The sequence below is a fragment of the Aquabacterium sp. genome, from assembly GCF_036279675.1.
GTDB lineage: Bacteria > Pseudomonadota > Gammaproteobacteria > Burkholderiales > Burkholderiaceae_C > Aquabacterium.
Window position 1 is genome coordinate 24,251 of record NZ_DASUIS010000097.1, and the last position, 19,425, is coordinate 43,675.

General features: G+C 63.1%; 16 protein-coding genes. 10 read left to right on the forward strand and 6 right to left on the reverse strand.

Annotated features, from left to right (window positions below; all coding sequences use genetic code 11):
• The first annotated feature begins 79 nt into the window (after positions 1 to 79).
• A complete protein-coding gene (locus tag VFW93_RS11910; RefSeq protein WP_329694207.1) occupies positions 80 to 985 on the forward strand; it encodes a triacylglycerol lipase in 906 nt (301 codons plus the stop codon).
• A 28-nt stretch (positions 986 to 1,013) separates the two neighbouring features.
• Here VFW93_RS11910 and VFW93_RS11915 read toward each other — a convergent pair whose 3' ends face one another.
• Both VFW93_RS11915 and adh read right to left on the reverse strand, forming a co-directional pair.
• On the reverse strand, positions 1,014 to 1,367 hold the full coding sequence (locus VFW93_RS11915; RefSeq protein WP_329694208.1) for an ArsC family reductase: 354 nt from the start codon (positions 1,365 to 1,367) through the stop codon (positions 1,014 to 1,016).
• A 268-nt stretch (positions 1,368 to 1,635) separates the two neighbouring features.
• Entirely contained in the window at positions 1,636 to 3,156 is a 1,521-nt protein-coding gene (gene adh, locus VFW93_RS11920) for an aldehyde dehydrogenase (protein ID WP_329694209.1), read from the reverse strand.
• A 331-nt stretch (positions 3,157 to 3,487) separates the two neighbouring features.
• On the opposite strand from adh, the gene VFW93_RS11925 reads away from it, so the two are divergent.
• The 3 genes from VFW93_RS11925 (at position 3,488) to VFW93_RS11935 (ending at position 7,014) form a co-directional block, all read left to right on the forward strand.
• Entirely contained in the window at positions 3,488 to 5,473 is a 1,986-nt protein-coding gene (locus VFW93_RS11925; RefSeq protein WP_329694210.1) for a sigma-54-dependent Fis family transcriptional regulator, read from the forward strand.
• A 132-nt stretch (positions 5,474 to 5,605) separates the two neighbouring features.
• The gene (gene ubiG, locus VFW93_RS11930) at positions 5,606 to 6,313 is read left to right on the forward strand and encodes a bifunctional 2-polyprenyl-6-hydroxyphenol methylase/3-demethylubiquinol 3-O-methyltransferase UbiG (RefSeq protein WP_329694233.1); all 708 of its coding nucleotides are present in this window, start codon (positions 5,606 to 5,608) and stop codon (positions 6,311 to 6,313) included.
• Entirely contained in the window at positions 6,313 to 7,014 is a 702-nt protein-coding gene (locus tag VFW93_RS11935) for an HAD-IA family hydrolase (protein WP_329694234.1), read from the forward strand. The genes ubiG and VFW93_RS11935 overlap by 1 nt, the downstream gene beginning before the upstream one ends.
• An 86-nt stretch (positions 7,015 to 7,100) precedes the next feature.
• Here VFW93_RS11935 and VFW93_RS11940 read toward each other — a convergent pair whose 3' ends face one another.
• From VFW93_RS11940 to VFW93_RS11955, 4 genes are read right to left on the reverse strand one after another with little or no spacing between them, the layout of a single operon-like run.
• A complete protein-coding gene (locus tag VFW93_RS11940; protein WP_329694211.1) occupies positions 7,101 to 8,555 on the reverse strand; it encodes a mannose-1-phosphate guanylyltransferase/mannose-6-phosphate isomerase in 1,455 nt (484 codons plus the stop codon).
• A 49-nt stretch (positions 8,556 to 8,604) separates the two neighbouring features.
• Positions 8,605 to 9,636, reverse strand: a complete 1,032-nt coding sequence (gene galE / locus VFW93_RS11945; protein ID WP_329694212.1) for a UDP-glucose 4-epimerase GalE — start codon at positions 9,634 to 9,636, stop codon at positions 8,605 to 8,607.
• A gap of 18 nt (positions 9,637 to 9,654) precedes the next feature.
• A complete protein-coding gene (locus VFW93_RS11950; protein ID WP_329694213.1) occupies positions 9,655 to 10,950 on the reverse strand; it encodes a hypothetical protein in 1,296 nt (431 codons plus the stop codon).
• A gap of 32 nt (positions 10,951 to 10,982) precedes the next feature.
• A complete protein-coding gene (locus VFW93_RS11955; RefSeq protein ID WP_329694214.1) occupies positions 10,983 to 12,377 on the reverse strand; it encodes an undecaprenyl-phosphate glucose phosphotransferase in 1,395 nt (464 codons plus the stop codon).
• Positions 12,378 to 12,591: 214 nt separating this feature from the next.
• On the opposite strand from VFW93_RS11955, the gene VFW93_RS11960 reads away from it, so the two are divergent.
• The 6 genes from VFW93_RS11960 to aspS all read left to right on the forward strand — a co-directional run bounded on the left by VFW93_RS11960 (position 12,592) and on the right by aspS (position 19,395).
• On the forward strand, positions 12,592 to 13,173 hold the full coding sequence (locus VFW93_RS11960) for a hypothetical protein (protein ID WP_329694215.1): 582 nt from the start codon (positions 12,592 to 12,594) through the stop codon (positions 13,171 to 13,173).
• Positions 13,174 to 13,190: 17 nt separating this feature from the next.
• Positions 13,191 to 14,753 (forward strand): ubiquinone biosynthesis regulatory protein kinase UbiB, encoded by a 1,563-nt coding sequence (gene ubiB, locus VFW93_RS11965; RefSeq protein WP_329694216.1) that lies wholly within the window; start codon positions 13,191 to 13,193, stop codon positions 14,751 to 14,753.
• Between the two features lie 155 nt (positions 14,754 to 14,908).
• Positions 14,909 to 16,357: a sodium:solute symporter family protein gene (locus VFW93_RS11970; protein WP_329694217.1), complete on the forward strand. Its 1,449-nt coding sequence runs from the start codon at positions 14,909 to 14,911 to the stop codon at positions 16,355 to 16,357.
• Positions 16,358 to 16,495: 138 nt separating this feature from the next.
• Positions 16,496 to 16,825, forward strand: coding sequence for an FmdB family zinc ribbon protein (locus tag VFW93_RS11975; protein WP_329694218.1), 330 nt, complete (start codon positions 16,496 to 16,498; stop codon positions 16,823 to 16,825).
• Positions 16,826 to 16,860: 35 nt separating this feature from the next.
• Complete coding sequence (locus VFW93_RS11980; RefSeq protein ID WP_329694219.1) at positions 16,861 to 17,523, forward strand: DUF502 domain-containing protein; 663 nt, start codon at positions 16,861 to 16,863, stop codon at positions 17,521 to 17,523.
• Between the two features lie 72 nt (positions 17,524 to 17,595).
• Entirely contained in the window at positions 17,596 to 19,395 is a 1,800-nt protein-coding gene (gene aspS / locus VFW93_RS11985; RefSeq protein WP_329694220.1) for an aspartate--tRNA ligase, read from the forward strand.
• Positions 19,396 to 19,425: the final 30 nt, after the last annotated feature.

Consider the following 19,425-nt stretch of genomic DNA (forward strand, 5'->3'; position numbering starts at 1 on the left):
CCATGGTATTCACCATTGAACGAGCATCGTTTCATTTGCAAACTTGTTACCCTGATTAACAATATATGTGGGTAACAACATGCACTTTCTTCGCACCATCCTGTTTGCCGCCGTCGGGGCCATCAGCGCCCTGAGCAGCCTGAGTGTTCAGGCAGCCACGACCACCACCTACGCCGCCACGAAGTACCCCATCGTGCTGGTGCACGGCTTCCTGGGCTTCAAGGACGTCCTCGGGGTGGACTACTTCTACCAGGTGCCAGACGCGCTGCGCAAGAACGGCGCCAAGGTCTATGTGGCGGCTGTGTCGGAAGTGAACGCCAGTTCCGTGCGGGGCGAACAGTTGCTGCAGCAGATGAAGCAATGGGCGGCCGCAGATGGCGTCAAGAAGTTCAACCTGATCGGCCACAGCCAGGGCGGCCCGACCAGCCGCTATGTCGCGGGCGTGGCACCTGAACTGGTTGCCAGCGTGACCACCATGGCCGGCCCCACCGTGATGACGGACGCACAGGCAGCCGAGAGCAACATCACCGCCTTCGTGGCCAACTACGCCTCGATGGTCAAGTTCGCCGGCTCGTTTGTGGCCTGGATCTCCGGTCATCAGGACCTGCCACAAGACGCCTCGGCCTTGAACCTGCAAACGGAACTGGCAGACTTCGCCAGACGCTTTCCAGCGGGCTTGCCCGCCCGCTATTGCGGCCAGGGTGCCAACCTCGTCAACGGCATCTACTATTTCTCGGCCACCGGTCAGGGTGTCAAGACCAATGCCTGGGATGTCTCCGACCTGGCCATGCAGCAGACGTCCGAGCCCAGCGATGGCGCCGTGATCGCCTGTGCGGCCCACCTGGGCAAGGTCATCCGCGACGACTACCCCTGGAACCACATCGACGAGATGAACCACGTCTTCGGCCTGATCGGCAAAGGCGCGCCAGACCCCGTGCAGTTCTACGTGAGCCAGGCCAACCGACTCAAGCTGCTGGGCCGCTGATCAGGCCAGCGCGATCCGTTCGGGCGATTCAGCCCAGCACGGCCAGTTTGGCTTCATCAAAGCCCACGCAGACCACCTTGCCGGCTTTTTCCACCACCGGGCGCTTGATGACACTGGCATTGGCCAGCATCAGCGCCTTGGCACTGGCGGCATCCACCACGCCAGCCTTGGTGGCGTCATCGAACTTGCGCCAGGTCGTGCCCTGGCGGTTGACCAGCACTTCCCAGCCCACAGACTTGATCCACGCATCCAGGCGATCGGCAGGCACGCCCTGCTTCTTGTAATCGTGGAAGGTATAGACCACGCCGTGCTCGTCCAGCCAGGTGCGGGCCTTCTTGACGGTGTTGCAGTTGGGGATGCCGTAGGCGACGACGGTACTCATGTCTCACAGACTCCAGATTCGACTCAGGCCGAACTGTGTCACAAGTCGAGTACCCAGGAAAAAAGGAGGGCACGCAGGCCCTCCAATCAGTCGAGGAGACTGAAGTCGCGGATAACCAGAAAAAGGATGCGGCGGGGATCTGCCCGCCTCCATCGCCGGCTCAGGCCCGTGTGTCACAGGCCTGCACGGGAAGCCCCGACGCCCCTTGTGGAGGCGGCAGAACATCCCGGCCCGGCACAACAAATCGTTGTGGCTTGAGCCCTTGGCTTCAGAAGAAGCCCAGCTTGTTGGGGTCGTAGCTGACCAGCAGGTTCTTGGTCTGCTGATAGTGGTCCAGCATCATCTTGTGGGTTTCCCGGCCGATGCCCGATTCCTTGTAGCCACCGAACGTGGCGTGAGCCGGGTAAGCGTGGTAGCAATTGGTCCACACACGGCCAGCCTGAATACCCCGGCCAAATCGGTAAGCGCGGCTGCCATCGCGTGTCCAAACACCAGCACCGAGCCCATAAGGCGTGTCATTCGCAATCTCCAGCGCTTCGCGCTCATCCTTGAACGTGGTCACGGCCAGCACAGGGCCAAAGATCTCTTCCTGGAAGATGCGCATCTTGTTGTGGCCCTTGAACAGCGTGGGCTGGATGTAGTAGCCGCCGCTCAGCTCGCCACCCAGATCAGCCTTGTCGCCACCGATGAGCACTTGCGCGCCCTCGGACTTGCCCACCTGGAGGTAGGACATGATCTTGTCCATCTGCATGGAGGAGGCTTGCGCGCCCATCATGGTGTCGGTGTCCAGCGGGCTGCCTTGCTTGATCGCGGCCACACGCTTCACGGCACGTTCGATGAAACGGTCGTAGATCGATTCCTGGATCAGCGCACGCGAGGGGCAAGTACAGACTTCACCCTGGTTGAAAGCGAACAGCACCATGCCTTCAATGGCCTTGTCCAGAAAGGCATCGTCCTCGGCCATCACATCGTCAAAGAAGATGTTGGGGCTCTTGCCACCCAACTCCAGCGTGGCGGGAATCAGGTTGTTGGCCGCTGCTTGTGCGATGACGCGGCCTGTCGCGGTCGAGCCGGTGAAGGCAATCTTGGCGATGCGCTTGCTGTTGGCCAGGGGCATGCCGGCTTCACGGCCATAACCATTGATGATGTTGAGCACACCGGGTGGCAACAGATCGGCAATCAGCTCGGCCAGCACCATGATGCTCACCGGCGTCGATTCGGCCGGCTTGAGCACCACGCAGTTGCCGGCACCCAGCGCAGGCGCCAGCTTCCAGGCGGCCATCAGGATGGGGAAGTTCCAGGGAATGATCTGGCCGACCACGCCCAGCGGCTCATGGAAGTGATAGGCGATGGTGTTGCCGTCGATCTCGCTGAGCGAGCCTTCCTGAGCACGCACGCAGCCCGCAAAGTAGCGGAAGTGGTCCACGGCCAGCGGGATATCGGCGTTCAGCGTTTCGCGGATGGGCTTGCCGTTGTCGATGGTTTCGGCGTAGGCCAGCTTCTCGAGGTTCTGCTCCAGGCGGTCGGCGATCTTGAGCAGGATGTTGGCGCGCTCGGTGGGCGAGGTGGCGCCCCATTTGGCCGAAGCGGCATGCGCGGCATTCAGTGCCAGCTCCACGTCGGCTTCCTGCGAACGTGCGGCCTGGGTATAGACCAGGCCATTGATGGGCGTGACCACATCGAAGTATTGCCCGCTCACAGGCGGCACGAACTTGCCATTGATGAAGTTGTCGTAGCACTTCTTGAATGCCACGGGGGCGCCGGCTGCTCCGGGGAGGGCGTAGATCATGTCAGTCTCCTGGTTCACACACACAGATCCCCGGCTGTTGTGCGACCGGGCTCATGCCCTCTACAGCGCACGGCGTGTGCCATCTGGGGTTCGTCCCGATGCCATGCTGGCCTTGCGCCCACTGAAAAATGGCCTGCAGCCCCCGCCAGCATTGGCTTTACCCGACCTGAACGCCCGGTTTTGGTCTGCCGTCCGAATCTGTCACCCCTGTGTCAGCGCCACTGCGCCACAAGGTCACACTGTCCCGAAATGACACAGGGTGACTACGGGTGTGTCACCCCCAACGCGGGGCGATACTGCGCGGGTTGCTTCCAACCAGCACCAGCGTTTCATGCCCCATCGCCTTGAACACCACCCTTCCGCGACCGAGCTCCAGCAAGCCCGCCGCTGGATGCTGGAACACGGCGAAGTGCCGCAAGGCCTGGTCAGCGAATCCCTGAGCCGCTCCTGGCAGCGCAGCCACCACGCAGGGCTCAGCCCGGTGGACATGCTGGCCGACCAACCCATCTGCACGGCCCCCGATCTGAAGCAGGCCCTGGAGCGCCAGCACGAGTTCCTGGCCCATGCGCGCCCTGTGATGGAGTTCGTGTTCGACCAGATGCAAGGCAGTGGCAACCTGGTGGTCCTGTCCGACGCGCGCGGCCTGCTGCTGCACAGCCTGGGTGACACCGATTTTGTTGACCGCGCCGACCGCGTCGCCCTGCGCCCCGGCGCCCTGTGGCACGAGGCCGACCGCGGCACCAACGCCATCGGTACCGCGTTGGCCGACCAATGCCCGGTGGTGATCCATGGTGCCGAACACTATCTCGAGCGCAACAGCTTCCTCACCTGTGCCGCAGCACCCGTGCGCACCTCGGCCGGCCGTCTGCAAGGCGTGCTGGACATCTCCGGCGATCAGCGCGCACACCATCCCCACACCTTCGCCCTGGTGCGCTCTGCCGCCCGCATGATCGAAGATCGCCTCTTCCACGCTCGACACAGCCGCGACCAGATCCTGCGCCTGCACCACCTGCCAGAAGGCCTGGGCGCCGTCGGGGAAGGCCTGGTGGCCTTGTCGGATGACGGCTGGGTGGTGGGCGCCAACGCGCTGGCACAGCAATGGCTCGGCCTGGACGAATCGCGCATCGGCACCGGCACACTGGACCAGCTCACCGGCATCCAGAGTCGGCTGATGCCGCCTGGCCGTGTGATGCGCCTGCATGCCCAAGGGGACCGCGCCTTGTTCGGGCGCATGGATGTGCGTCAGCGCCCTGTGCTCAACATGGCGCCCATGCAGGCCAGGCCGCCGGCAGCCAAGGCCCCCCTCACGCAGCCAGCCGCCAGCGCGCAGCCTGTTGATCCGCGCCTGCACGACGCCCTGCAGCGCGCCCGACGGGTTCAGGCACAAGGCATCGCGGTGCTGGTGCAAGGTGAATCGGGCAGTGGCAAGGAGGTCTTCGCGCGCGCCCTGCATGCGGATGGCGATCGCGCCCACAAGCCCTTTGTGGCCGTCAACTGCGCGGCCTTGCCCGAGACATTGATCGAAGCCGAGCTGTTCGGCTATGTGGGCGGAGCCTTCACCGGTGCGCGCCGCGAAGGCTCGCCTGGCCGCATCCGCGAGGCCGATGGTGGCACCCTCTTCCTCGACGAAATCGGCGACATGCCCCTGTCTCTGCAAGCCCGCCTGCTGCGCGTGCTGCAAGACAAGGTGGTCGTGCCCTTGGGCGGCAGCAAACCTCAGCCCGTTGACTTCGTGCTCGTGTGCGCCACCCACCGCAAATTGCGCGACGCCATTGCCGCAGGCGCCTTTCGTGAAGACCTGTACTACCGGCTCAATGGCTTGACAGTGTCCCTGCCCGCCTTGCGTGAGCGCCAGGACTTCGATGCCATCGTGCGGCAGATGCTCGATCAACTGTGCACCGACATGAAACGCCTGCCCGTCGACAGCATCCACCCCGGTCTGATGCAGGCCATGAGCCGCTACCCCTGGCCCGGCAACCTGCGCCAGTTACATGGCTTGCTGCGCACGGTCTGCGCCCTGCTCGACCCCGATGAGCGCACCTTGGACTGGCATCACCTCCCCGAGGACATGGTGCAGGATCTGCGCGCACCGGTGGCCGAGGCCGCCGAGGTGCGCGCAGCCACCCTGAGCCAGACCGAATCGCCCGCAGCCCCTGTCGGCATGACGCCCAGCCCGGACGCCAATCTGCGTCGCCTGTCCGATCAGGCCATCCAACAGGTGGTGGAGGCCACGCAAGGCAATATGTCCGAAGCGGCGCGACGCCTGGGCATCAGCCGCAACACGCTCTACCGACGCCTCAAGCAGATCGGGCACTGATCCGTCAGCAGCCTCCTGGGGTGCGGCGGACAGGTGCCGGGAGCGACACAGGCTGGTCAGCATCAAAAAACAGCGAAGAATCGCGCGCGAAACGTGGAACCGGCCCGCCATTTCGGTAGCATCACGCCCATGATGACGAACGCCGACCCCCAAGAACTCGCCAAATTCAGCGACCTGGCCCACAAGTGGTGGGATCCGGAGAGCGAATTCCGCCCCCTGCACGAAATCAACCCCCTGCGCCTGGACTGGATCGACCAGCTGGCGGCCATCAAGGGCAAGAACGTGGTGGACGTCGGTTGCGGCGGCGGCATCCTGGCCGAGTCAATGGCCCGCAAAGGTGCCAATGTGCTGGGCGTGGACCTGGCCGACAAGCCGCTGAAGGTGGCGCAACTGCACGCCATGGAAGCCGGCATCGCCAACATCGACTACCGCAGCATCGCCGCCGAAGCCCTGGCAGCCGAACAGCCAGGCCAGTTCGATGTGGTCACCTGCATGGAGATGCTGGAGCACGTGCCTGATCCCTCGTCGGTGGTGCGCGCCTGCATGGAGATGGCCCGCCCCGGTGGCTGGGTCTTCTTCTCGACCATCAACCGCAACCCCAAGGCCTATCTGTTCGCCATCCTGGGTGCCGAGTACCTGCTCAAGCTGCTGCCCAAGGGCACGCACGAGTTCGCGCGCTTCATTCGCCCGGCCGAGCTGGCGCGCTGGATCCGCGAGGCCCATCTGGATCTGGTGCAGTTCAAGGGCATGGAATACAACCCGATCACCCGTCGCTACTGGCTCTCGGGCGACACGAGCGTGAACTACATGGTGGCCTGCCGCAAGCCGCTGGCCTCGTGATGCGCATCGACGCCACCTTCAAGCCCGGCGGCATCCACTGGCGCAGCCCGCCCACCGCCGTGCTGTTCGATCTGGACGGCACGCTGGCCGATACGGCCGGCGACCTGGGTGGGGCGCTCAACCAATTGCGCGTGCAGCGCGGGCTGCCACCTCTGCCACTGGACGTGCTGCGTCCTTATGCGTCGGCCGGGGCACGTGGCCTGATTGGTGTCGGCCTGGACATCCATCCCGGCGACCCCGAATTCGACACGCTCAGACAGGCCTTCCTGGATGCATACATGGCATGCCTGGCCGACACCACGGCCTTGTTCGAGGGCATGTCGGATCTGCTTTATGAGCTGACCTCACGCGGCCTGAAATGGGGCATCGTCACCAACAAGCCGCACCGGTTCACCCTGCCGGTCATGGACGGCCTGGGCTTGCGGGAGGACGCCGCCGTCATCATCAGCGGCGACTCCACCGCCCACGCCAAGCCCCACCCGCTGCCCTTGCTCACGGCCTGCGAGCAAATGGACGTGCCGCCCGCCTCGGTGCTGTATGTGGGCGATGACCTGCGCGACATCCAGGCCGCCAAGGCAGCAGGCATGCCCAGCGCCGCCGCCGCGTGGGGCTACATCGGTCACAACGGCGACATCGGTGATTGGGGGGCCGACGTGATCGCAGCGCATCCGATGGACTTGCTTTTGCATCTGCCCGCGTAACGTGCGGGTTGCACGGGAATCACCCGCCTCAGAAACGAAAAAGCCACCGGTCAACGGTGGCTTTTTTCATGGGGTCACACCAGCCATCAAGCCGAACGACCGTAGTTGTCCTGGAAGCGAACGATGTCGTCCTCACCCAGATAGCTGCCCGATTGCACTTCGATGATCTCCAGCGGGATCGTACCCGGGTTGACCAGGCGGTGCACCGTACCCAGCGGGATGTAGGTCGACTGGTTCTCCGACAGCATCAGCACCTTGTCGCCATTGGTGACCTCGGCCGTGCCGCTCACCACGATCCAGTGCTCGGCGCGATGGTGGTGCATCTGCAGGCTCAAGGACGCCTTGGGCTTGACCATGATGCGCTTGACCTGAAAGCGCGGGCCCGAATCGATCGAGTCGTACCAGCCCCATGGGCGGTGTACACGACGGTGCAGCGTGCCTTCGGTGCGCGAGGCACTGTCCAGCGTCGCCACGATCTTCTTCACGTCCTGGCTGCTGTTGCGATCGGCGACCAGCACGGCGTCAGGCGTTTCCACGACCACGACGTTGTCCAGGCCGACTGCGGCCACCAGACGGCTGGTGGCGTGCACCAGCGTGTTGCTGCTGTTCTGGAACAGCGCATCACCTTGCGATGCATTGCCCTTGGCATCGTGCTCGCTGACCTGCCACACGGCATCCCAGGCACCCAGATCCGACCAGCCGGCATCCAGCGGCACCATGCGCACCACAAAGCCGCTGTCAGGCTTGGAGGGGCACTGCTCCATCACGGCGTAGTCGACCGACTCGGATGGCACATTGGCAAACTCGGCCTTGCCCGGGCGCACGAACGTGGCATCAGTGGTGCGCACGGCAAAGGACTCGCTCGTGGCCTTGGCAATGTCGGGACGGAAGTGCGCCAGCGCAGCCAGCCAGCGCGAGGCCTTCATCACGAACATGCCGCTGTTCCAGAAGTAGCCACCATCGGCGACGTACGACTTCGCGGTTTCCAGATTGGGCTTTTCCACAAAGGCAGCCACGGCGCGCACGCCATCCGCATCGGCCTGAGCCGTACGGATGTAGCCGAAGCCGGTTTCGGGGCGATCAGGGGTGATGCCCAGAATCACGATGTCACCGTTGGCGGCGGCCCGAACAGCCTTTTGCAAGGCCTCGGTGTAGGCGGCTTCGTTGGTCACCGTCTGGTCTGCGGGTGTCACCACCAGGATGGGATCGGCGCCATCGGCCGTGGCTTGCAAGGCAGCCAGGGTCACGGCCGGCGCCGTATTGCGGCCCACGGGCTCAAGCAACAGGGACGAGGGCTCGCCCTTCAGCTCGCGCAACTGATCCAGCACCAGGAAGCGGTGCTCTTCGTTGCCCACCACGCAAGGCTTGCTGACCTCGATGTCGTCAGAGCCCAGCGCCTGCAAACGCAGATGCGCCTGCTGAAAGAGGCTCTGGTTGCCCTGCAGCACCAGGAACTGCTTGGGGTACAAGGCGCGAGACAGAGGCCACAGGCGGGTGCCGGAGCCCCCAGCCATGATCACGGGAAGCAAAGAGTGTTTCATACCTGAACCATATCAAATCGGCGAGTGATTTGAATCACCTCACCTGAGGTTAACCCTCAAAACCATTCGGATTGGTGGATTGCCAGCGCCAGGAATCCACGCACATCTGCTCGAGGCCACGTGTGGCCTTCCAGCCCATGGTCTCGAACGCGTGGCGAGGATCCGCATAACAGGCGTCCACATCACCGGGACGACGCGGTGCAAACACCAGTGGAATCTCGCGGTCGGCCGCCTTGCCATACGCCTTGGCCAGGTCCAGCACGCTGTAGCCCTGACCGGTACCCAGATTGACCGTCAGCGACTGCTGCTTGTCGAACAGGTAACGCAGTGCGGCCACATGGCCTTCGGCCAGATCACACACGTGGATGTAATCGCGCACGCCCGTGCCATCCGGCGTGTTGTAGTCGTTGCCGAACACATTGAGATGCTGGCGCTTGCCCACCGCCACCTGAGCCACATAAGGCATCAGGTTGTTGGGGATGCCGCGAGGATCTTCACCGATCAGGCCGCTGTGGTGGGCTCCGACCGGGTTGAAATAACGCAGGTAGGCCACCCGCCAGGAGGGATCACAACGCTCCAGTTCGCGCAGCATTTCCTCACCCAGCAGCTTGGTCTGGCCGTAGGGGTTGGTGACACGCAGCGGCGCATCTTCGGTGATGGGCAAGGTCTCAGGCTTGCCGTACACCGTCGCCGAAGAACTGAACACGATGTTGGGCACGCCATGACGCTTCATGGCCTGGCACACGGCCAGCATGCCGCCCAGGTTGTTCTCGAAGTAATCCAGCGGGCGTTCGATCGACTCACCCACGGCCTTGAGCGCCGCAAAGTGCACCACAGCCTTGATGCCGCCAAATTGCGCCTGGCCGAGCTCGAAGCAGCGGTCCAGCACAGCCTGGTCACGCACATCACCCTTCACGAAAACGGGCTTGCGGCCACCGATCCGCTCCAGGCGGTCCAGCACGAGCGGTGAACTGTTGACATGGCTGTCCACGCCCACCACGTCAAACCCGGCCTCCTGCAAGGCCAGCCAGGTATGCGAACCGATGTAGCCGGTGCCGCCCGTCAACAAGATACAAGCCACGCTGATGTGCCTCCAGGATCAATCGATGGTCAGGCTGGCAGAGCAATCCACCGAGTGACCGTCGTAGGCAATGCGGTTGGCGCCAGGGCTCTGGTCATATCGCTTGTACGAGCAGCCCAGGCTGATGGCACGGGTTGCCGCGTAGTTCATGCCCAGGGTGGTGGAGTGGAACATGCTGCTCGACCGGTCCGACGAGTCTCCAGGCACCGCCACACAGGACACGATGACACCCGAACCGTTGACCGTACATTGCGGCACGGTACCAACGTTCTGGTTGTCAATGGCGTAGCGCGTCAGGTTGTAGGCCACATAGGCATTCACCTTACCCGTTACTTTCATCCTGGCGCTCAGATCCAGCGTGGTCGACACATTGTTGTTGTCGGTGTTCAAACTGGAAAGCAGCGTGCCCTTGATCAGTTTGTCATTCTTGGTTCTGTCCGCCCCGGTGGCCCGCTGCAGACCGACGCCATAGGTCATCAAGCCCGAGGGCGTGTAGAGCCAGTTCAAGCCGCCAGTCCATCCACGCACAGTGCGATCAGGATCACTGCTGTAAACCGTGTTTCGACGCGTCAGGGTGGCATTGAGGTTGCTCAGGCCGGACACCTGCCAGTTCGTCGTGAAGTCGATGTTGCGGTCCTTCTGGCTTTCATCGTCAGCACGACTGACGAAGTGCGTGCGCACCAGACGGTATCCCAAACCAAAATTCAACATATCCGTGCTGTTGTACGTGGCACGAAGCCCCGTAGTGTGCTGGTTCGCGTCATTGACCCGATACGTAGGGGCCGAGTACTTCAGCTTGTTGGCATCGTATTGCGCCGTCAGCGAATACAAACCACCGATCCCGTACTGCACGGCCAGGTTGCCATCGCGATAGGTGCGAATATTGCGCACCACGCGATTGGCGGCGTCATTGTTGTCCGTGACCTGATTCAGGTTTTCTGTATAGGTGCCATCTGCCGTCACACGCCAGTCGCGCAGGAACTCCGACGAGAACGTGCCATCCAGATCCTTGCCGTCATTGTTGAGCGTGTCACCGTAATACGCATAGTTGTACTTGGAAACCTTGGCAGAGCCCCGGTAGGTCTGGCGACCGTAGGCTTTGTCGATGCCCGCCTGCAAAGCAGTGACATTGACCGTCTCGCCCTGACTGCGGCTGTCGCGCGAGAAGTTGCTGTCACGCGTAATCGAATGCGCCACGCTCAGGTACAGCGGCGTGTCTTCTTCATCTGCATGTGCCAGACCAGCAGCCCCCATGGACAAGCCGACAACAACGGCCAGCACCACAGGACGCAAGGAAGGGCGCCAGGACATCATGTTGATTGGATTCACGTGCACCTCAGCTGTTATCAATATGCGTTACGGTCAAAAATCATCAGACGGATCGTGCGGATGATGATCTGCAGATCAAGGCCCAATGACCAGTTGCGCAGGTATTCCAGGTCGTACTCGACCCGCGCCTGCATCTTCTCGATGGTTTCGGTTTCACCGCGCAGGCCATTGACCTGAGCCCAGCCTGTGATGCCGGGACGCACCTTGTGACGCACCATATAGGCCTTGATCAGGCGGCGATACTCTTCGTTGTGCGCCACGGCATGTGGGCGTGGCCCCACGATGCTCATGCGGCCCTGCAACACGTTGATGAACTGCGGCAGTTCGTCCAGCGAGGTCTTGCGGATGAAGGCGCCAAAAGGCGTGATGCGCGAATCACCCTTGGTAGCCTGCTTGACCACGGCACCGTTGTCCTGCGTGCGCATGGACCGGAACTTGTAGACGATGATCTCTTCGCCATCCAGCCCATTGCGGCGCTGCTTGAAGATGACAGGCCCGGGCGAGCTGAGCTTCACGCCAATCGACAAGGCGATCAGGATGGGCGAGATCAGCACCAGGATGATGCTGGCCAGCACGATGTCGGACACCCGCTTGACCAGATCGTTGGTACCGGTGAAAGGTGTCTCGCAAATGCCCACGACCGGCACGCCGTTCATGTCCTGCAGGCGACCCTGGATGATGCTGATGCCGAACACGTCTGGTGCGAAGTACAGGGAAGCGGTGGTGCCCTGCACGGCCTCCAGCAACTCGACGATGCGGGGTTGCGAGCCCAGCGGCAAGGTGATGTAGACCTCGTGCACGCCGTGTGCGTACACATAGTTGGCCACATCGCGCAAGCCGCCCAGGCGCATGCTCACCGCCTCGGGCAGCACGCGGCTGTCGGTGCGGTCGTCGAAGTAGCCGATGAACTCGGTGCTTTGATCAGGATTGCTCTGCAGCGCACGTGCCACCTTGCCACCCAGCGGGCCCGCGCCCACCACGATGGCCTTGCGCCTGGCGTTAGGCAGAGACGACCGGTGCTTGATGATGGCCTTGCCGATCAGGACGGCCACCCACTGGTACACCGGCGTGAGCACGGCCCAGGTCAGCATGACGTCGAAATCGAAGAACTGCAGGCTGTTGGTGGCGTACCCGCACAACCACAGGATGGCCAGCATGGACACCCAGGAGCTGACGATGTCCACCCCAGCTTCCAGCCTGGAGTCCGTGAACCGGTTGCGCCCCGGAAAGGTGAGCGCGAACACCAGCAGGCACAGGGCCATGGACGCACGCATCACAGGCTCGTTGAAATAGGCCAACGCCCCCAGAAGGGACGCAACGGTGATGGACGGCTCCAGGAAAGCCGCCACGAACGATGTCACCGATTGCGGAGCGCTGAAGAACGTGCGGTTGTAGTTTCGATTGTTGAACATGTATACCAGGGGCTCACCCCAAGCCCCGGAAAACGCCACAACGATTGCACTTTTGGCGCAAACGTCGTGATCGGAGAACGCGTGACGTATGAAGGACCCTCAAGCAAAAGGTCGGCCAGACATTGTGGACCAAAAACTGTGACACCTTGCCCCGGATTCCCCCCTGTGCGCCACGAGTTTCCGGGGGGTGTCGGGGCGCACCTACAATTGCCCCATGGCACCTCATCCCCTTTCCTGGATCGGTCAGCTCGCCTTGCCGAGGCTGACTCTGTTGCTCAACCACATCGTGTCGAGCGAACCCGTGGCCACGGCCAAATTGCAGGCGCACGCCGGGCGGACGATCGATCTCCGCTGGGAGTCGTCGTTCAAGCCGCCGCTGCCCGCCTTCCTGACCGGTGGCCAAAATGGTGCATGGCAACCCGCCCCCTGGCGCTTCGTGATCACCCCCGCGGGCCTGTTCGAGGCGGTGGAAGGTGCGGCAGGTGCCACGCAAGCTGATACAAGTGTCACACCTTCAAGCGGCCTGATCATCACGGTTCGCCTGGCCGACCCGCTCACCATGGCCCGCCAGGCCCTGCGTGGCGAACGCCCGGAGGTGAACATCGAAGGTGATGCCGCGCTGGCAGAAGTCGCCTCCTGGATGATGAAAAATCTGCGCTGGGACGTGCAGGACGACATCGCACGCTGGCTGGGCAACACCCCGGCAGAACTGCTGCGCACCGTCGGAGAGAGCATCAAGCAAAGCCTGCAACGCTGGCGCCCTCAGCCAGGCAGCCGCCCTGGCGCCACTCGCTGAAGAACGGCTGACCGCGGATGCGTGCACTGTTTCGCCCAGCCTACATTGGCCTGATCGCGCTGCGGTACGGCCTGGATGGCCTCTTTCTGGACAGCCTGCGCCGCCCTGGCCTGAGCGCGCTGGCGCGCGTGCTGTCTTTCGGCAGGCGCCTGAACGCCCCGCGCGGTCAACGTCTGCGCGAGGCACTGGAGCACCTCGGGCCCATCTTCGTGAAGTTCGGGCAGATGCTGTCCACCCGACGCGACCTGCTGCCACCGGATGTGGCCGATGAACTGGCCCGACTGCAGGACCGTGTCCCGCCCTTCCCCAGCGACGAATCCGTCCGCCTGGTGGAAAAGGCGCTGGGGCGCCCCATCTCTGCGGTGTTCAAGCAATTCGATGCCGACCCGGTCGCCTCGGCCTCGGTAGCCCAGGTGCACTTTGCCGTGTTGCACGACGGGCGCGAAGTCGCCGTCAAGGTGCTGCGCCCCGGCATGCTCAATGTCATCGACGACGATCTGGCCCTGATGCGCACGCTGGCGAGCTGGGTCGAGCGCCTGTGGGCAGATGGTCGTCGCCTCAAGCCCCGCGAGGTGGTCGCAGAATTCGACAAGTACCTGCACGACGAACTCGATCTGGTGCGCGAAGCCGCCAACGCGGCGCAGCTGCGGCGCAACATGCATGGGCTGGATCTGGTGCTGGTGCCCGAAATGATCTGGGACTACTGCACGCCCACCGTGATGGTGATGGAGCGCATGAAGGGCGTGCCCATCAGCCAGATGCAGCGCCTGCGGGAAGCCGGTGTCGACATCAAGAAGCTGGCGCGTGACGGGGTCACGATCTTCTTCACGCAGGTGTTCCGAGATGGCTTCTTCCATGCCGACATGCACCCCGGCAACATCCAGGTCAGCCTGGATCCGGTGAGCTTCGGGCGCTATATCGCCCTGGACTTCGGCATCATCGGCACGCTCACCGAGGTCGACAAGGACTACCTGGCGCAAAACTTCGTGGCCTTCTTCCACCGCGACTACAAGCGTGTGGCTGAACTGCACATCGAGAGCGGATGGGTGCCCCCCAACACGCGCATCGACGAACTCGAAGGCGCCGTGCGCACCGTGTGCGAGCCCTACTTCGATCGCCCGATCAAGGAAATCTCGCTGGGCCAGGTGCTCCTGCGCCTGTTCCAGATCTCGCGGCGCTTCAACGTTGAAATCCAGCCCCAGCTGGTGCTGCTGCAAAAAACGCTGCTCAACGTCGAGGGGCTGGGTCGCGAACTGGACCCGGATCTGGACCTGTGGAGCACGGCCAAGCCTTTCCTGGAACGCTGGATGCACGAGCAGGTTGGCGTGCGGGGCCTGTTCGAGCGCCTCAAGCGCGAAGCCCCTCGCTACGCCAAGCTGCTGCCAGAACTGCCGCGCCTGATCCACAAGAACCTGGAACAGGGCGACTCGGCCTTGCGACGCGATCTGCACGCCATGCTGCTGGAACAACGTCGCACCAACCGCACGCTGGCGGCCATGCTCTGGGTGGCTGTCGGCTTCGTGATGGGCTTGCTGGCGGCACAACTGATCACCCGGCTGTATGCCATGGGTGTGATCTGATCGCGACCCCACCCCCAGCCTGAGGGGGGTGCCGCACGGTTACACCCCCTTGCGTAAAGCCTCGCCTGACTCGCACTAAACTGCGCCCCGCGCGCAACTGCGCACACACCTTGCATTGACCAACTCGCCACCACATCGAGCGGAAGACTGCTGACATGAACACCACGTTGCTTGCGTTTGTGATCCTCTATCTCCTGGGCACGATGGGGATCGGCATTTACGCGGGCACCCGCATCAAGAACACAGCGGACTTCGCTGTCGCCGGTCGCAGCCTGCCCCTGGCCATGGTCATCACCACCACCTTCGCCACCTGGTTCGGCGCCGAGACGGTGATGGGCATCCCGGCCAAGTTCGTGCAAGGCGGCCTCAATGCGGTGGTGGAAGACCCGTTTGGCGCCTCGATGTGCCTGGTGCTGGTGGGCGCCTTCTTCGCCTCGCGCCTCTACAAGATGAGCCTGCTGACGATCGGCGACTTCTACCGCCATCGTTTCGGCGAGGGTGTCGAAGTGTTCTGCTCGATCGCCATCATCCTGAGCTATCTGGGCTGGGTGGCCGCGCAGATCACCGCACTGGGCCTGGTTTTCTCCGTGCTGTCGGGTGGCGCGATCGAACCGTGGATCGGCATGGTCATTGGCACCACCCTGGTGCTGATCTATGTGCTGATCGGCGGGATGTTGGCCGTGGCCTGGACGGACTTCATCCAGATGATCGTGCTGGTGGTGGGCCTGTCGCTGATCGCCGTGATGGCGAGCCAGCAGGCAGGTGGTGCCGACAAGGTGCTGGACATGGCGGTGGCCAACGACTGGTTCAAGATCCTGCCCGAACACACGCCCGATGGCTGGATCGCCTTCATCGCCGCGGCCGTCACCATGATGCTGGGCTCCATTCCGCAGCAGGACGTGTTCCAGCGCGTGATGTCAGCCAAGGACAGCGACACCGCACGCAAGGGTGCCATCATCGGCGGATTCAGCTACCTCGCCTTTGCCTTCGTGCCCATGTTCATCGTGGCGTCCTCGCTGATCATCATGCCGGCCGAAACCAAGGCATTGCTGGCCAATGACCCGCAGAAGGTCCTGCCCACGCTCATCCTCTCCAAGATGCCCTTGATCGCGCAGATCTTCTTCTTCGGCGCACTGGTCTCGGCCATCAAATCCACCTCGTCCGCCACGCTGCTGGCGCCGTCGACCAGTTTTGTCGAAAACATCCTCAAAAACATCCACCCAGGCATGAGCGACAAGCAAGTGCTGCTGTCCCTGCGGATCACGATCTTCATTTTCACCGGCCTGGTACTGACCTACGCCATCAAGATGCAGGGCACGGCCATCTATGACATGGTGTCGTCTGCCTACCAAGTGACACTGGTAGGTGCCTTCGTGCCGCTGACTTTCGGTCTTTACTGGACGCGTGCCACCACGCAAGGTGCCATCCTGTCGATCGCGGGCGGCATCGGCGTCTGGGGGGCCTTCCTGGCCAACAGCGCCTGGGGCGAAGCCTTCCCCGGCCAGCTCGCCGGCCTGATTGCGGCCTTGATCGGCATGGTGCTGGGCTCCCTGGTGCCCCAGATCATTCCTGACAAGCGCACCCGCCAGGCCCACATGGCCTGATCCCTGGCACCTTGGTTCTGCGCCGCTCGAACGGGCCCGAAACCCGTATCTGCGGGGCAGGACTTGCACAGATCTTGAAACGCCACACTGGCGCCCCATCTAGAATGGCGTCTTTACGGGATTGCCCGAGGTTTTCACATGCCGATTTACGCCTACCGCTGCGAGTCCTGCGGCCATGCCAAGGACGTCTTGCAAAAGATTTCCGACCCGGTTCTGACCACCTGCCCGTCCTGTGGCGCCGAGTCCTTCAAGAAACAGATCACTGCCGCCGGCTTCCAGCTCAAGGGTTCGGGCTGGTACGTCACGGATTTCCGTGGCGGCTCGGGTGGCACCAGCGCCCCTGCGACCGGCGCAGCTGCGGCTGCCACCACTGAGTCGAGCGCAGCCTCGGCGGCTTCGTCCGACAGCAGCTCTTCAGGTGGCGACACGGCTGCTGGCGGCTGCGGCTCGTCCTGCGCCTGCCACTGACATTTCGCCCCCAAGCACCCCACACAAGGCACCACGTGAAGAAATACATCCTTACCGGCCTGCTGGTCTGGTTGCCCCTGGCCATCACGATCTGGGTGCTGATGCACGTGGTCGGCACGCTCGACGGCGTGTTTGCCACCCTGGTCGTGGCAGCGCAAACGGTTCTGCCGGAAAGCGCGCGCCCCCTGCTGCAGCAATTGCGGGAGGTGCCTGGCCTGAGCGTGATCATCGTTGTCACCGCCCTGTGGCTGACCGGCGTGGCCGTCACCAACATGGCCGGCCAGTGGTTGCTCAACCAGTCGAACCGGATGTTCTCCAACATCCCCATCGTCAAGAGCATCTACTCATCGGTCAAGCAGGTGTCGGACACGCTGTTTTCCAGCAGCGGCCAGGCCTTCCGTCAGGCCGTGCTGGTGCAATACCCCCGTGCGGGCGCCTGGACCATTGCTTTTGTCACCGGCAAGCCCAATGGCGAAGTGGCCGACAACCTGCCCCACGACATGCTGACCCTGTATGTGCCCACCACGCCCAACCCGACATCCGGCTTCATGCTGATGGTGCCGCGCGCGGATGTGGTGGAGCTGCAGATGTCGGTCGACGAGGCGCTCAAGTACATCATTTCCATGGGCGTGGTGGCCCCGCCACCCTCGGCTTCGACGGGCAGTTTGCCTCCGGTCACGCCAACGACCCAATCCTGAACGACAATGGAGGGTTTCGGGCCTGCGCAAAATGTGCGGGCCACGTGATCCTCATCTCGGAGAAAACCAACAATGCGCACCACTTACTGTGGTCTGGTCAGCGAAGCGCTGATGGGCCAGACCGTGACGCTGATGGGCTGGGCCCACCGTCGCCGCGACCACGGCGGCGTGATCTTCATCGACATGCGTGACCGTGAAGGTCTGGTGCAGGTGGTGTTCGACCCCGACCGTGCCGATTCCTTCAAGATCGCCGAAGACGTGCGCAACGAGTTCTGCCTGAAGGTGACCGGCGTCGTGCGCGCCCGCCCTGCCGGTACCGAAAACGCCGGCCTGACCAGCGGCAAGATCGAAGTGTTGGGCCACACCCTGGAAGTGCTGAATGCTTCCGTGACACCCCCCTTCCAGATCGACGACGAGAACCTGTCCGAGACGACCCGCCTGACGCACCGCGTGCTGGACCTGCGTCGTCCCTACATGCAGAAGAACCTGATGCTGCGCTACCGCGTGGCCATGGAAGCGCGCAAGTTCCTGGACGAAAACGGCTTTGTCGACATCGAAACCCCGATGCTGACCAAATCCACCCCGGAAGGCGCCCGCGACTACCTCGTGCCTTCGCGTGTGCACGACGGCCAGTTCTTCGCCCTGCCCCAGTCGCCCCAGCTGTTCAAGCAGCTGCTGATGGTGGCGGGCTTCGACCGCTACTACCAGATCACCAAGTGCTTCCGCGACGAAGACCTGCGCGCTGATCGCCAGCCTGAATTCACCCAGATCGATATTGAAACGAGCTTCCTGACCGAGCAGGAAATCCGTGACATGTTCGAAGGCATGATCCGCCACGTCTTCATGAAGGCCCTGAACGTGGACCTGGGTGCCTACCCTGTCATGAAGTACGCCGACGCCATGCACCGCTTCGGTTCGGACAAGCCTGACCTGCGCGTCAAGCTGGAGTTCACCGAACTGACAGACGTGATGGCCGATGTGGACTTCAAGGTCTTCTCGACGCCTGCCACAACCAAGGGCGGCCGTGTGGTGGCCCTGTGCGTGCCCGGCGGCGGCACCATGTCCCGCGGTGAAATCGACGCCTACACCGAGTTCGTCAAGATCTACGGTGCCAAGGGCCTGGCCTGGATCAAGGTCAACGAAGTGGCCAAGGGCCGTGACGGCCTGCAATCGCCCATCGTCAAGAACCTGCACGACGCCGCCATTGCCAAGATCCTGGAGCGCACGGGCGCCAAGGACGGCGACCTGATCTTCTTCGGCGCCGACAAGGAAAAGATCGTCAACGATGCCATCGGCGCGCTGCGCCTGAAGGTGGGCCATTCGGAGTTCGGCAAGAAGGCCGGCCTGTTCGAAGACCGCTGGGCCCCGCTGTGGGTGGTGGACTTCCCGATGTTCGAGTACGACGACGAGTCGGAGCGCTGGAACGCCGTGCACCACCCCTTCACGGCCCCCAAGGATGGTCACGAAGACTACATGGACACCGATCCCGGCAAGTGCATCGCCAAGGCCTATGACATGGTGCTGAACGGTTGGGAACTGGGTGGCGGCTCGATCCGTATCCACCGCGCCGAGGTGCAGTCCAAGGTCTTCAAGGCCCTGAACATCACCGACGAAGACGCCAAGGTCAAGTTCGGCTTCCTGCTGGATGCGCTGCAATACGGTGCGCCTCCCCACGGTGGCCTGGCCTTCGGTCTGGACCGACTGGTCACGCTGATGACCAAGGCCGAGTCCATCCGTGACGTGATCGCCTTCCCCAAGACGCAACGTGCCCAGTGCCTGCTGACCGGCGCACCGTCCAACGTCGACGAGAAGCAACTGCGTGAACTGCACATCCGCCTGCGCAACGCGGCGGCGGCCACGCCTGCAGCCTGATCGATCAAGCCGCACCGGGGCTGAGAGGCC

Excerpts from the sequence above, each read along its gene's own strand:
- VFW93_RS11910 (WP_329694207.1), top strand. The coding sequence starts at position 80 with ATGCACTTTCTTCGCACCATCCTGTTTGCCGCCGTCGGGGCCATCAGC.
- VFW93_RS11915 (WP_329694208.1), bottom strand. The coding sequence starts at position 1,367 with ATGAGTACCGTCGTCGCCTACGGCATCCCCAACTGCAACACCGTCAAG.
- adh (WP_329694209.1), bottom strand. The coding sequence starts at position 3,156 with ATGATCTACGCCCTCCCCGGAGCAGCCGGCGCCCCCGTGGCATTCAAG.
- VFW93_RS11925 (WP_329694210.1), top strand. The coding sequence starts at position 3,488 with ATGCCCCATCGCCTTGAACACCACCCTTCCGCGACCGAGCTCCAGCAA.
- ubiG (WP_329694233.1), top strand. The coding sequence starts at position 5,606 with ATGACGAACGCCGACCCCCAAGAACTCGCCAAATTCAGCGACCTGGCC.
- VFW93_RS11935 (WP_329694234.1), top strand. The coding sequence starts at position 6,313 with ATGCGCATCGACGCCACCTTCAAGCCCGGCGGCATCCACTGGCGCAGC.
- VFW93_RS11940 (WP_329694211.1), bottom strand. The coding sequence starts at position 8,555 with ATGAAACACTCTTTGCTTCCCGTGATCATGGCTGGGGGCTCCGGCACC.
- VFW93_RS11950 (WP_329694213.1), bottom strand. The coding sequence starts at position 10,950 with ATGATGTCCTGGCGCCCTTCCTTGCGTCCTGTGGTGCTGGCCGTTGTT.
- VFW93_RS11955 (WP_329694214.1), bottom strand. The coding sequence starts at position 12,377 with ATGTTCAACAATCGAAACTACAACCGCACGTTCTTCAGCGCTCCGCAA.
- VFW93_RS11960 (WP_329694215.1), top strand. The coding sequence starts at position 12,592 with ATGGCACCTCATCCCCTTTCCTGGATCGGTCAGCTCGCCTTGCCGAGG.
- ubiB (WP_329694216.1), top strand. The coding sequence starts at position 13,191 with ATGCGTGCACTGTTTCGCCCAGCCTACATTGGCCTGATCGCGCTGCGG.
- VFW93_RS11970 (WP_329694217.1), top strand. The coding sequence starts at position 14,909 with ATGAACACCACGTTGCTTGCGTTTGTGATCCTCTATCTCCTGGGCACG.
- VFW93_RS11975 (WP_329694218.1), top strand. The coding sequence starts at position 16,496 with ATGCCGATTTACGCCTACCGCTGCGAGTCCTGCGGCCATGCCAAGGAC.
- aspS (WP_329694220.1), top strand. The coding sequence starts at position 17,596 with ATGCGCACCACTTACTGTGGTCTGGTCAGCGAAGCGCTGATGGGCCAG.